Annotated in this window: 10 protein-coding genes and 1 tRNA gene; 3 read left to right on the top strand and 8 right to left on the bottom strand. The window is 61.2% G+C overall.

The genetic code is table 11. The features are described 5' to 3' along the window. Positions 1–3 precede the first annotated feature (3 nt). Positions 4–567 carry a polyhydroxyalkanoate synthesis repressor PhaR gene (gene phaR, locus CAPSK01_RS05255; RefSeq protein WP_034923927.1) on the top strand — a complete coding sequence of 188 codons (564 nt, stop codon included), beginning with the start codon at positions 4–6 and terminating at the stop codon, positions 565–567. A gap of 99 nt (positions 568–666) precedes the next feature. Here phaR and CAPSK01_RS05250 read toward each other — a convergent pair whose 3' ends face one another. The 5 genes from CAPSK01_RS05250 to CAPSK01_RS05230 form a co-directional block, all read right to left on the bottom strand. After that, on the bottom strand, positions 667–1,872 hold the full coding sequence (locus CAPSK01_RS05250) for a sodium ion-translocating decarboxylase subunit beta (RefSeq protein WP_034923399.1): 1,206 nt from the start codon (positions 1,870–1,872) through the stop codon (positions 667–669). Between the two features lie 94 nt (positions 1,873–1,966). After that, positions 1,967–2,362 (bottom strand): biotin/lipoyl-containing protein, encoded by a 396-nt coding sequence (locus tag CAPSK01_RS05245; protein WP_034923396.1) that lies wholly within the window; start codon positions 2,360–2,362, stop codon positions 1,967–1,969. A gap of 13 nt (positions 2,363–2,375) precedes the next feature. Beyond that, complete coding sequence (locus tag CAPSK01_RS05240) at positions 2,376–2,705, bottom strand: hypothetical protein (RefSeq protein ID WP_034923393.1); 330 nt, start codon at positions 2,703–2,705, stop codon at positions 2,376–2,378. Between the two features lie 23 nt (positions 2,706–2,728). Further along, positions 2,729–4,282 (bottom strand): acyl-CoA carboxylase subunit beta, encoded by a 1,554-nt coding sequence (locus CAPSK01_RS05235; RefSeq protein WP_034923390.1) that lies wholly within the window; start codon positions 4,280–4,282, stop codon positions 2,729–2,731. A 319-nt stretch (positions 4,283–4,601) separates the two neighbouring features. After that, positions 4,602–4,688, bottom strand: a tRNA-Leu gene (locus CAPSK01_RS05230). 39 nt (positions 4,689–4,727) lie between these two features. Here CAPSK01_RS05230 and rnr point away from each other — a divergent pair. Together rnr and CAPSK01_RS05220 are read left to right on the top strand one after the other, a co-directional pair. Then, complete coding sequence (gene rnr, locus CAPSK01_RS05225; RefSeq protein WP_273703140.1) at positions 4,728–6,899, top strand: ribonuclease R; 2,172 nt, start codon at positions 4,728–4,730, stop codon at positions 6,897–6,899. 25 nt (positions 6,900–6,924) lie between these two features. Then, the gene (locus CAPSK01_RS05220; RefSeq protein ID WP_273703139.1) at positions 6,925–9,762 is read left to right on the top strand and encodes an AMP-binding protein; all 2,838 of its coding nucleotides are present in this window, start codon (positions 6,925–6,927) and stop codon (positions 9,760–9,762) included. A gap of 181 nt (positions 9,763–9,943) precedes the next feature. Here the strand turns inward: CAPSK01_RS05220 and CAPSK01_RS05215 are convergent, their stop codons facing one another. The 3 genes from CAPSK01_RS05215 to CAPSK01_RS05205 form a co-directional block, all read right to left on the bottom strand. Next, a complete protein-coding gene (locus CAPSK01_RS05215; protein WP_034923919.1) occupies positions 9,944–10,882 on the bottom strand; it encodes a diguanylate cyclase in 939 nt (312 codons plus the stop codon). Between the two features lie 230 nt (positions 10,883–11,112). Then, a complete protein-coding gene (locus CAPSK01_RS05210; protein ID WP_034923387.1) occupies positions 11,113–12,009 on the bottom strand; it encodes a PEP-CTERM sorting domain-containing protein in 897 nt (298 codons plus the stop codon). A gap of 391 nt (positions 12,010–12,400) precedes the next feature. Continuing rightward, the coding region (locus tag CAPSK01_RS05205; protein WP_034923384.1) for an FAD-dependent oxidoreductase at positions 12,401–12,643 on the bottom strand (243 nt) is incomplete at its 5' end.

The raw sequence follows: 12,643 nt of genomic DNA, 5'->3' as shown, positions 1-12,643 counted from the left end.
CAGCTGCGACTGATCAAGAAATACCCTAACCGTCGTCTTTACGACACCAAGACGAGCGCCTACATCACTTTGAGTGATGTGAAGGACCTCGTGCTATCGAAGGAAAACTTCAATGTGCTCGATGCCAAAACCGGCGAGGACATTACACGCAGCATCCTGCTGCAGATCATTCTCGAGGAGGAAGCCGCGGGCATCCCTTTGTTTACAACGGACCTGCTGGCACAGATGATTCGCTTCTACGGTCACGCCATGCAGGGGATGCTCGGCAAGTACCTGGAAACGAACATCAAGTCCTTTGTTGATTTCCAGAAGAAACTGCAGGATCAGTCGCAACAGCTCTACGGCGAAAACAACAGCCAGATGCAGAACGACATGTGGTCGCAGTTCATGAACTTCCAGGGTCCGGCGATGCAGACGATGATGGCCACCTATATGGAGCAGAGCAAGAAGATGCTGCACCAGATGCAGGACCAGTTGAAATCCCAGACTCGCACCCTGTTCACCAGCCTCCCGCTGCCGGGTTTTCCGGTCGATACGGTCAAGCAGACGAAGGACGCCGAGAAGTAAAGTTCCGCAGAGGATGTAGTCTCTTTACCAGACAGGGTTTGCGGGGGCAGCAGTATAAGTTTACGCCGGCCTCGCAGCCGGCGTATTCCATCCCTCCCGTTAGCGTAGCAGCGCTACATAGGTTGCCGCGATGATGGCGGTGGTGATGACACCGCTGATGTTGGCCCCAAGAGCCTGTGGGAGGATGATTGCCCCGGCATTGGCGTCGGTGGCAATTTTCTGGACAACCTTGGCCGTGGTCGGTACACAACTCACCCCGGCGACGCCGATCATCGGGTTGTACTTGCCGCCGGTCCAGAAATACAGAATATAACCGCCCAATATGCCGCCAAGAGCCGAGATCGTCAGGGCGAGCATTCCGAGGAGCAGCAGCTTTAATACCGTTGGGTCGAGCAGGGTATTGGCTTCGCAGAGGATGCCCAGCGTCAGGCCAAGGAAGAAGGTTGCCGCATAGAGGAAGACTTCGCCGAGGAGCTTGGTAAAGGCGTCGATGCCGCTTTCGCGCACCGCGACGCCCACGAACAGCGAGAAGAACAGGGGGGCGGCGACCGGAAACAGCAGGCACAGGAGCGTACAGGCAACCACCGCAAAAGTAAGCTTCTGCGCGCGACTGATTTTCGGTCCACGGTCGGCGATCATGCTGATGCCCCGAATATGCTTGGGTATTAGCCACTTGATCAGGTACGGGTAGGCGCCGTAGGTCAGGCCGAGATAGAGATAGCCGACGACCGTGATCGGCACGAACAGATCCTTGGCAAGCACCAGCGAGGTGAACAGGACCATCGGCCCGTCAGCGCCGCCGATGGTGGCGACGGCTGCAGCTTGGCCCGGGTTGAGGCCCAGCCACACCGCGATCGGGAAGACCGCGATGGTTCCCAGTTCGGCGAACAGCGCGATGAAGATGCTCTGGAAGGGCCGCGCCATCACATAACCGACATCAAGCAGGACGCCGATCCCCATGAATACCAGACAGGCGATCAGGCCGTTGCTGAAGGTCAGGGTGTAGATCGGTTGCAGCCAGTCGATCTGCATGATGTTCATCAGCTCGATCGGATCGGAGATCAACGGATCGACGAACAGCGTTCCCATCTTGCTGCCTTCGAGGAACATGACTCCGGCGTTGACCGAGGACATGCCCAGTCCCATCGGGATCATCAGAAGGGGTTCTAGGACGTTCTTGGAACCCAGATAGATCAGAACAAAGCCGAGCAGCATCAGGAAGATGCGCCCGAACATGATTTTTGGTTCCGAGGCCGCCAGCGTGGCGATGCCCTGGAACAGATCGAGAAAATGAATGCTTTCCATACGCTTCAGTCCTCGCGCCAGACGACCGGATTTCTTCGTCCGCGCATCGAATAGCAGGCCACAGGAGCGCGCTCCTGTCTGTTGGCCGAGAAGATCAAGCGATGGTCACCAGTGGCTGACCGCCCTCGACCGCATCCCCGGGTGCAACCAGTACGCGCGTCACCTGGCCAGCGCGAGTTGCGATGACCGGAGTCTTCATTTTCATGGCTTCAAGGACGAGCAATCGATCACCGGCGGCAACCGTCTGGCCGATCTTGACGTTGACTTCGACCACCACGCCACCCATTCCGGCCACCTCGTCACCGGCTCCAGCCGCTGCTGCGGTTGATCGCGGTGCCGCCGCCGGCGCGGCTGCGCTGCTACCGGTGGCGGCCATCGGTTGGGCAACGGCGGCCGGAGGGGGTGATTGCGCTGCCTGGCCGGCAGTGAGTTCCAGAACGCTAACTTCGTACTCACGTCCGTTAACGGTAACCTTGAATTGTCTGGGCATGTCTTGCTCCTTCTTATCTGGGGCCTCGGCCCGTGGGCCCCGGCGTATGGGTATGCTGGGCGGCGCGGGTGCCGGCTGCCCAGCCATGGCTGGTTGGTGTAATGTGCAGAATGCGGTGTGGTCCCATGGCGGCGAAGATGGCTGCCGATAGCGCAGCGACATCCTCGTCGGGAACGCCGAGTCCGATCGGGCAGACCGTTCCGGTCGGTATATCGACCGGTTTGGTCTTTTCCATCCGGCCAGTCAAAGAAACCATTGCCTTGATCAGCACGGCAACCAGCACCGAGATGACGATGGAAATGCCGTAGACCTGCAGCGCCTTGAAAATGGCGTCAGTCACCATGAGATATCTTCCTTCCGTTCCGATTACATGGGAATGTTGCCGTGCTTCTTGGCCGGCCTGAGTTCACGCTTGTCGAGGGTCTTGCGCAGCGCGAGGGCGACCATCCAGCGCGTGTCCTGTGGTTCGATGACGTCGGTGATATAGAAATTGCTCGCCGAAACGTATGGCGAAGCGAACTCGTCGCGGTATTCCTGCGCGAGTTCCGCGGCCTTTGCCTGGCGATCCTCGGCCTGTTCGAGTTCCTTACGATAGAGGATTTTCACGGCGGCTTCGGCGCCCATCACGGCAATCTCGGCGGTCGGCCAGGCGTAAACCATGTCCGCTCCCATTTCCTGGCTACACATGGCAAGGTATGAGCCGCCATAGGCCTTGCGCAGAATGACCGTGATTTTCGGCGCAGTGCATGAACCGTACGCGGAGAGCATTTTCGCGCCGTGACGAATGATGCCGCCGCGTTCCTGCTCGACTCCTGGCAGGAAACCCGGAACATCGACCAGGGTCACCACCGGGACGTTGAAAATGTTGCAGGTTCGCACGAAACGGGCCACCTTGTCCGCGGCATTGAGGTCGAGGGCGCCAGCCATCACCATCGGCTGGTTGGCGACGATGCCGACCACCACGCCGCTGATCCGGGCGAAGCCGACGATCACGTTGCGAGCAAAACCGGCATGCACCTCGAGCAGTTCGGCACGGTCCACGATACGGCGAATCACCGAATACATGTCAAGCGGTTCGGACGGGCTGTCCGGGATGCAGTCGTTGATCGCCGGATCTTCCATCTCCTCGATCGGCACTTCGAGATGATGTGGCGGATCCTCGGTGTTGTTGGCCGGCAGGTAGGAAAGCAGTTGCTTGACCAGCGCGATCGCGTGCTGGTCGTCCTCGGCAACGAAGTGAGCGTTGCCGCTGACCGTGGAATGCATCTCGGCGCCGCCGACCTCCGCCATCGTCGTTGCCCGTCCGGTCACCGCCTTGATCACCTCCGGGCCGGTCAGGAACATGTGCGCATTGTTGCGCGTCATGATCACGAAGTCCATCAGCGCCGGCGAGTAGGCGGCCCCCCCCGCGCACGGCCCGCAGATCACGGCGATTTGCGGTACAACGCCGGAAAGCAGAACATTGGCGTAAAAGACGTCGCCATAGCCGGAGAGCGCATCGACGCCTTCCTGAATGCGCGCGCCGCCGGAATCCTTGAAGGCCACCACCGGTACGCCGATCTTCAGGGCATGGCGCATGATGCGGGTGATCTTCCGCGCCTGCATCTTGCCCAGCGTGCCGGCGACAACGCTGAAGTCCTGACTGAAAGCGGCAACCTGCGTATTTCCCACGTAGCCGTTGCCGGCAATCACTCCGTCAGCGGGCAGGAACCGTCCGGCCATGCCGAACGCAGTAGCGGCATGCGTGGCGTACAGGCCGAGCTCCTGGAAAGTGCCTTCTTCAAATAATGCGTCGAGTCGCTCGCGTGCGGACAGGAGACCCTTTGCGTGCAGCGCCTCCAGTTTCTCGGGGCTGACATTTTCGGTCAGTTTTGCACGCTTCGTGCGCAGTTTCTCTATCAACTCCGGTCGTATCGTCATCTGGATTCCTAACAGGTGGCTAATATTGGATTAATTCTCATTCTCTCAGCAATGAGCTGCTGGCGATCTTCCGGCAGCATAGTATCCATACTTTCTCGGGTGTTGGCTAGTGCTGGAAAAAAAATATCCGGGCCTAAGGGAAGCGTGGGCGAGATGCCATCACCGCATGGGACGGTGTCTGATGACGTACAATAAGCAGGCAGGACGGTCGGAGTGTGGTCTTGCAGCGGGCCGGACAAGCAGCTTTGCGCAACCTGCCAAGAGATGCGGTCTGAAAAAGAAAAGGCCCCGACTAATCGGGGCCTTCTTGTTTGGTGCCTGGTGCCCAAGAGAGGAATCGAACCTCCACGGTGTTGCCACCACTAGGACCTGAACCTAGCGCGTCTACCAATTTCGCCACCTGGGCAATTCCAGCGAGAGCCGAATTCTATAGGAACATGAAGAAATGTCAATCATGAAAATGTCGGCAATCCGACGCCTCGATCCGTACCTGGAGCGTGAACTGAAACACTATGAGCAACCCTTGCCTTCGCGCGAATATATCCAGCAAATTCTTGAGGAGCAGGGTAGGCCTGTGGGTTTCGACGAGCTTTGTGCGCTGCTTGACATCCAGAAAACCGAGTGCGAGCCGTTTCAGCGCCGCTTGCGGGCCATGGAGCGCGAGGCGCAGTTGCTGCGCAACCGCAAGGCCTCGTACATCCTGCCGGAACGCGCCAGTCTGATTGCCGGACGCGTCGAGGGGCATCCCGATGGTTATGGCTTCCTGATTCCTGATGATGGTAGCGAAGACCTGGCTCTCGAAGCCCGGCAGATGTCCAAGGTACTGCATCGCGATCGCGCTCTGGTACGTGTCGTCGGCACCGATCGCCGTGGACGCCGTGAGGGGGTCATCGTCGAAGTCCTGGAGCGGGCCAATAGCCGGGTCGTTGGCCGCGTCCTGCTGGAACATGGGATCGCCGTCGTGGTACCGGAAAACCGGCGCATCAACCAGGACATCCTGGTCGCGCCAAACGGCAATATCAGTGCACGCTCGGGTGAAGTGGTCACGGTCGAGATCATCGAGCAGCCCGATCGGCATTCGAAACCGATTGGGCGCATCGTCGAGGTGCTTGGCAATTACGCCGACCCAGGTATGGAAATAGAGATCGCGCTGCGTAAGCACGAGCTGCCATTCGAGTTCTCAAGCAGTGCGCTTGCAGAAGCTGCGGCGCTGCCGGATACCCTGGACCCGGTTGATCGGGAAGGTCGCATCGACTTGCGAGCGCTGCCATTGGTCACGATCGACGGGGAAACGGCGAGGGATTTCGACGACGCGGTTTTCGCCGAGACGCAGGGTCCTGGCTGGCGATTGGTGGTGGCAATTGCCGACGTCAGTCACTACGTGCAGCCGGCCACGGCGCTCGATCGTGAGGCCCGGGAGCGCGGCAATTCCGTCTATTTCCCTCGCCGGGTCATTCCGATGTTGCCCGAGAAGCTCTCCAATGGCCTGTGTTCGTTGAACCCCGACGTCGAGCGTCTGGCGATGGTCTGCGACATGCTGATCGACCGCCATGGCGAGATCACCGATTACCGTTTCTACCCGGCGGTTTTCCGCTCACAGGCGCGGCTGACCTATGATCAGGTATGGAACTGGCTGGCCGGCGTCGCGCGGCCGGAGAGCGATCTTCATCGTGGCCTGCTGCCGCATCTGCAGACGCTCTACGCTCTGTTCAAAGTGCTTGTCGATGCACGTGGCAAACGCGGGGCGATCGATTTCGAAACCATCGAAACGATGATGCTGTTCAACGCGCAGGGCAAGATCGAGAACATTGTTCCGGTGCGCCGCAACGACGCGCACCGCGTGATCGAGGAATGCATGCTCGCCGCCAATGTCTGTGCTTCGGACTTTCTTCAGACCAGGCGGCAGCCTTGCCTGTATCGGATTCATCAAGGTCCGACGGCAGAGAAGCTGGAGGCGCTGCGCAACTTCCTCAAGGAATTCGGAATTGGCCTGGGCGGCGGTGACGATCCGACCGCCAGGGATTACGCCGAGTTGCTGGAGAGCATCAAGGCCCGTCCCGATGCCCAGTTGCTGCAGACGGTGATGCTGCGCTCACTGCGCCAGGCCATGTACAGCCCCGATAACGTCGGACATTTCGGCCTGTCGTACGAGCACTATACCCATTTCACGTCGCCGATCCGCCGCTACCCTGATCTGCTGATCCACCGTTCGATCAAGGCGGTGCTGGCGGGAACGCACTACCAGCCAGGCAAGTGGGACGACATTGGTCTGCACTGCTCGATGACCGAGCGGCGCGCCGACGAGGCGACACGCGATGTCAGCAACTGGCTGAAGTGCTACTACATGCGTGACCGTATCGGAGAGTGTTTTTCCGGCACGATTGCCGCCGTGGTACCCTTTGGAATTTTTGTCGCACTCGATGAGGTCTATGTCGAAGGTCTGGTGCATGTTTCGGAACTCGGCGACGAGTATTTCCAGTACGACAGCATTAAACACCAGATGCTCGGCGAGCGAACAGGTCACCGCTATCGTCTCGGTGACCGTTTGCAGGTGAAGCTCGTCAGGGCGGATCTGGAAACCGGGCGAATCGATTTCGTGCTCTCCGAGCCGTCGTGATCCGCATCAGCGATAGAAAGTCAGGATGGTGAGCGGAGATTTTCGGGAAGATCTGCAGGCGCCAGCGCCGCCGGAGGTCACGGCGAGGTTGTTACGTGTGGTGTTGGCAATGGTCGAGGAGACCCGCCCGGGACGAGCCCTGGGGCGAGTGAGCCTGCACAGCCACCTCGAGCGGGATCTGGGCCTGGATAGCCTGGCACGGGTCGAACTTCTGCTGCGGGTGGGCAGCGAGTTTGGCAGGTCGCTGCCTGAAGAAGCGCTTGCCGAGGCCGAAACGCCACAGGATCTGCTGCGATTCATTGCGCGCGCCGGCGTCGGGAGTTTTGTCGCAGCGGACGTCGAGCCGGCAACAGACAGCAGCCCGACTGGTGTTCCCGAATCGGCGAGGACGCTGGTCGAAGTCCTCGAGTGGCACGCGGAACGCCATCCGCAACGACCGCATGTGCTGCTCTACGGCGATGGCGGAGGCGAACAGGGTGAATTTCGTGCCGAAACCATTTCCTATGGCCAATTGCTCGAGCAGGCTCGTCGTGTTGCCACTGGACTGGTGTCGCGCGGCCTGTTGCCGCGGCAGGCAGTCGCGTTGATGCTGCCTACCGGACGCGACTATCTGACGAGTTTTTTCGGTGTGATGCTCGCCGGCGGCATTCCGGTGCCGATCTACCCGCCGGCACGACTGGCACAGATCGAGGATCACCTGCGGCGGCATGCACGCATTCTCGCGAATGCCGAAGCGGTGTGCATCATCACCGTGCCGCAGGCGAAAGGGGTGGCCGCACTGCTGCGAGCCGAGGCACCGACGCTGACCGAGGTGCTGACCCCTGCAGAACTTGACCATGAACCGATTCCCTTGCTGTACCGCGCTGTTCCAGAGGATATCGCCTTTCTGCAATATACCTCCGGCAGCACGGGTGACCCCAAGGGCGTGATGCTCAGCCACGCCAATCTGCTCGCCAACCTGCGGGCCATGGGCGAGGCCATCGGGGCCGGCAGCGATGATGTCTTCGTATCGTGGCTGCCGCTTTATCATGATATGGGATTGATCGGCGCCTGGTTTGGCTCGCTCTATTTCGGCATGCGCCTGGTGCTGATGTCGCCGCTGGCTTTTCTGTCACGACCGGTGCGTTGGCTGCATGCCATCTCGCGGCATCGCGGCACGCTTTCTCCGGCCCCCAACTTTGCTTATGACCTGTGCGCGCGCAAGCTTGCCGACGCCGACCTTAAGGGGCTTGATCTGTCTTCCTGGCGGCTGGCGCTGAACGGTGCCGAACCGGTGAGTCCGGCGACGCTCGAAGCCTTTGCCGAGCGTTTCGCGCCCTATGGTCTGTGCGGCGAGGCGATCACGCCGGTGTATGGCCTCGCCGAATGCTCGGTCGGGCTAGCCTTCCCGCCGCTCGGACGCGGTCCACGCATCGATGTGATCGAGCGGGAAGCCCTGGTCAAGCGCAAATGTGCCGTACCGGTTAGCAACGGTGACGCCGATCCGTTGCGCGTGCCGGCCTGCGGTCGGGTCCTGCCACGGCACGAGATCCGGGTGGTTGATGAACAGGGCTGCGAACTGCCGGATCGGCGCGTCGGCTGCCTGCAGTTTCGTGGGCCATCGGCGACGACAGGCTATTACCGTAATCCGCTAGCGACGCAAGCGCTGTTTCGCGACGGCTGGCTGGACTCCGGGGATTTTGCCTATACGGTTGAAGGTGAGATCTATCTGACCGGCAGGGTCAAGGACTTGATCATTCGCGGCGGCCGCAATCTCTATCCATACGAACTCGAACAGGCGGTCGGCAACATCCCTGGTGTGCGCAGAGGCTGTGTCGCGGTATTTGCCAGCAACGATCCGGTCAACGCCACTGAACGGCTGATCGTCCTGGCCGAGACGCGCGAGGAAGACCCGACTCGGCGCGAGACGCTGCGGCAGTGCATCAACGATGCGGCCGTCGCAGCCATTGGCATGCCGGCCGATGAAGTCGTTCTGGCGCCGCCCAATTCGGTGCTCAAGACATCGAGCGGCAAGATCCGGCGCAATGCGTCGCGAGAAGCCTTCGAACGTGGCTTGATCGGTATCCGGGCGGTGCCGGCCAGGCGACAGATGCTGCGGCTTGCCCTGGCGGCACTGCGCGAGCGCCTGCGTGACTCGGCCGAGCGTTTCGCCAGGAGAGTTTATGGTATCTGGTGCTGGAGCGTCTTTCTGACGCTTGCGGTACCGGTGTTGGGGCTGGTCGTCGCCCTGCGCGTACCGGCGCTCGGCCGCCGCGTCGTTCATCACGCCGCCCGCATCTTCCTGCGGCTGGCCGGCATGCCGGTCGCGAGCACCGCGGCTGCAGAGTCAACAGCAGGACCGCACCTGCTGCTGGTCAACCACTGCAGCTATTTTGACGCCTTGGTCCTGTGTGCAGTCTTGCCGCCGAGTGCGGCCTACCGCTTTGTTGCCAAACGCGAGTTTGTCGAACAGCCGGTGATCGACGCTTTCCTGCGCGCGCTCGGCACCTTGTTCGTCGAACGCTTCGAAGCGACAAAGAGCCTCGAGGATGTCGACGGCATCGTTGCCGCACTGGAGCGAGGTGAGAAGGTGGTGATTTTCCCGGAGGGCACCTTCTCGCGCGAAGCCGGCCTCAAGCCGTTTCGCATGGGCGCTTTCGTTGCGGCCGTGCGAGCTGGAGTACCGGTACGGGTGAGCGGTCTGCGCGGCACGCGCGCGGTTCTCCGGGATCGGACCTGGATGCCGCGGCGCGGCCCGATCAGCTTCGAAGTCGGGCCGCTGCTTTCGCCGGTCGGTGGCGACTGGGCAGCGGCGGTTCGCCTGCGGGAGAGAACGCGTCAGGAGATGCTTCGGCTCTGCGGCGAGCATGATCTTGAACGTTGACCAGCCAGGTACGTGGTCATCCCGCTGGAGTCCGTCAGAAAGAGGCTACACCGGGCGTTGGACAAGACTGCCTCGCTGTTGTGGCCAGACATTTGCCGCGCCTACGATTGGCTGGTAGGTGACGTAGCCTTCCCCGGTCGCCTTGTCGCTCGTTCTCGTCTGTCGACGCAGCACATCCTTCTCAGGCGATCGCGGCCCGGTTGCGCCCGGCAGCCTTGGCCTTGTAGAGCAGTTCGTCGGCCTGATGGAACAGCAAGCCGACATTGCCGGTGGCGGGTGAGGCGCAGGCAGCACCCACCGATAAGGTCACCACGCCATGTTCACCATTCTTCTCATGCGGGATGCGCAGTGCGGACACCGCATCGACCAGGCTTGCCGCAAGGTCGGCGTACAGCCGGCAAGACGGGCCGTGGATGATCACCGCAAACTCCTCGCCGCCATAGCGGGCGGCGAAAGCACACGGAGCCGTTTGGCCATCACTGGTCTGCTGGATATGTTCACCGATGCACGTTGCCACGGCACGCAGGCATTCGTCACCGGCTAGGTGGCCGTAGTGGTCGTTGTAGTTCTTGAAGTTGTCTACGTCGAGCATCAGCAAACCGAACGGAGCGGCCGATCGCACGGCATGCTCCCACAGGGTATCGACCTGCATGTCCATGGCCCTTCGGTTGAGCAGTCCGGTCAGGCCGTCGCGGTTAGCCTGATCCTGCAGCTGGCGGTTGGCCAGCGACAGCCGCATCCGCAGGGCAGCAATACGCGACATGGCCTTCATCTTGGCCTGCAGCACGTTCGCCGGCGCGGTCTTCGAAATGAAATCATCGCCACCGGCCTCGATGGCCATCACCAGATTACTGTCCGTATCTGTTGCCGTGACGAAGATGATCGGCGTCCAAGCCCACGGCTCCTGGCCTTCCAGAGCACGAATGCGGGCCGTGGTCTCGAAACCGTTCATCCCCGGCATCTCGATATCCATCAGGATCAGGTCAACCGGCTCGTCCTGGAACAGTTCGACGGCGATCTGTCCGTTGGCAGCATGCCGGACTTCATGTCCGAAGGACTCCAGGCGCGCGCGCATCACCATGGCAATGGTGCGCGAGTCCTCGACCAGCAGCATCTTCATCGTGAAAAGCGCAATCCAAAAAGAATCCGGCGAAGCATACACTGCTGACGAGCCTGCGAACAGCTCGAGAGCAGTTTTTCAGCGCTCGTCGTTCATCCCGGCGGGAGTGATGCCGATATCACGAATTTTGTGGGGTCGCAAGAGGTGGAGCATCCTTGGCGAGACCATTCTCGACGGGTGTTTGGTTCCCCAGTTCACTCGTAATTCGCGTTTAGCGCGCCCGACTGGGTCTATGTCCTTGCCGGTGAGCGACGCCAGGTCGCGGCCAACGCTCCCAGTCCGGCGAGGAGTAACGCCAGGACGTCTGGCTGGGGGACCGCATTGACTACTATCAGGTTGTCGAAAGCGACCGTTGGGTCGGCCGGATCGAGGCGCAGGACGGCGAAATTGAAGCGGGGATAGCGGTTGGAGACGCTGGGCGACCAAACGCCTTTGCCGATGCCAACCAAGGGGAGGAAACCGCCGTCGTCAAGCAGGTCCGGCGGCCAGATCATATCCGGCCTGTGACCGTATTCCGGCAGCGCCGCAGCGCTTGCCAGGTCGTCGCCAACCAGCAGATCGAAATGGCTGCTGCCGCCGACAGCACCGGTGTAGTCGCCGATTGACAGCCCGACAAAGATGATCGGCCGCTCGAACTGCATCACGAAATAGGGTTTCGCTGCGCCCGGAGGGGAATCGGCGGTCAGGAAATAGTGGTCGAAAATATAGTTCCGAGGGTCGCCAGCTACGCCCGCCACATTGCCGTAGGTGCCGTGCGGATGGAATAGCCCGAACTCCGTGGCGCCGGGGTCGATTTGGCCGATTCGACCGCGCCAGTCGATCCGCGTCAGGCTGTCGCCAAAACCGAAGCGCACCCGGTTGTCGCCCAGCCTCACCCAGTCCGTCAGCACCTGAGCATTGATGAAACCACTTTCGAAGTCCTGGCGAGCCGACATGCCGCCGATGGAGCGGACAACAGCATCCATGAGGACACCGGCCCCATCGAACATCGCCGCCTTGTCCTCATCGATCCGGGCGGGGGTCGGGTCGTAGCTGACATCGCCCCACGCGGCGTGTGCCGACGGCAAGAACGCCGCCACGGCGGCGAGAAACAATACACGGAACCCACGCAGCAACTGGCGTATCACGAGGATCTCCAGGACAAAAGAACAAGCAGAGCGATCGGCATGATCAGCGTTCCGCTGGCGGCGAAATCGCACACTGGCGCACAGTCTATGACCCGCACCGAGTGTCGTCAACCTCGGAGCAGGCCATGGGTTTGATTCAGCGTCTACGAAGAATACGGCTCGCTGACCCTGTTTCGCCTGAGCCAAACGCGGTTCGAGGTCTTTTCGCAGCGGTATCGAGTCCGAACTGCAGGTAGGCGCTGACGCGCTCCAGTTCCGACAGGCAAGGGCGATCGGTAAGGCAGTGCAGGGCGCCGCGCATGATCGCGCGCTGCAGCGCCTGCGTCTGCGGGTCGGCGAGGTGCACAGGAGGTCGATCACGATATTGGTGTCGAGGACCGCGCGCCTGTTCTCAGCCGGCTTGCCGTTCTGTCGCGATGTCAGCAACGTGGTCGGCGATCGCCAGAGACGCCGTCAGGCCCGGCGATTCGATGCCGAACAGGTTGATCAGGCCGGGGATGCCATGCTGTGCCGGCCCCTGGATCAGGAAATCGCCGGGAGGATCCGAGCGACCGGCGATTTTCGGGCGGATGCCGGCATAAGCCGGTGCCAGCGCCGCTGCGGGCAGTCCTGGCCAGTAGCGGCGAATTTCGGC

It is taken from the genome of Candidatus Accumulibacter vicinus (assembly GCF_000584955.1).
Taxonomy (GTDB): domain Bacteria; phylum Pseudomonadota; class Gammaproteobacteria; order Burkholderiales; family Rhodocyclaceae; genus Accumulibacter; species Accumulibacter vicinus.
This window is presented reverse-complemented; position numbering and strand designations above follow the sequence as displayed.

Excerpts from the sequence above, each read along its gene's own strand:
- CAPSK01_RS05245 (WP_034923396.1), bottom strand. The coding sequence starts at position 2,362 with ATGCCCAGACAATTCAAGGTTACCGTTAACGGACGTGAGTACGAAGTT.
- CAPSK01_RS05215 (WP_034923919.1), bottom strand. The coding sequence starts at position 10,882 with ATGAAGATGCTGCTGGTCGAGGACTCGCGCACCATTGCCATGGTGATG.
- CAPSK01_RS05235 (WP_034923390.1), bottom strand. The coding sequence starts at position 4,282 with ATGACGATACGACCGGAGTTGATAGAGAAACTGCGCACGAAGCGTGCA.
- CAPSK01_RS05250 (WP_034923399.1), bottom strand. The coding sequence starts at position 1,872 with ATGGAAAGCATTCATTTTCTCGATCTGTTCCAGGGCATCGCCACGCTG.
- CAPSK01_RS05240 (WP_034923393.1), bottom strand. The coding sequence starts at position 2,705 with ATGGTGACTGACGCCATTTTCAAGGCGCTGCAGGTCTACGGCATTTCC.
- CAPSK01_RS05220 (WP_273703139.1), top strand. The coding sequence starts at position 6,925 with ATGGTGAGCGGAGATTTTCGGGAAGATCTGCAGGCGCCAGCGCCGCCG.
- rnr (WP_273703140.1), top strand. The coding sequence starts at position 4,728 with ATGTCAATCATGAAAATGTCGGCAATCCGACGCCTCGATCCGTACCTG.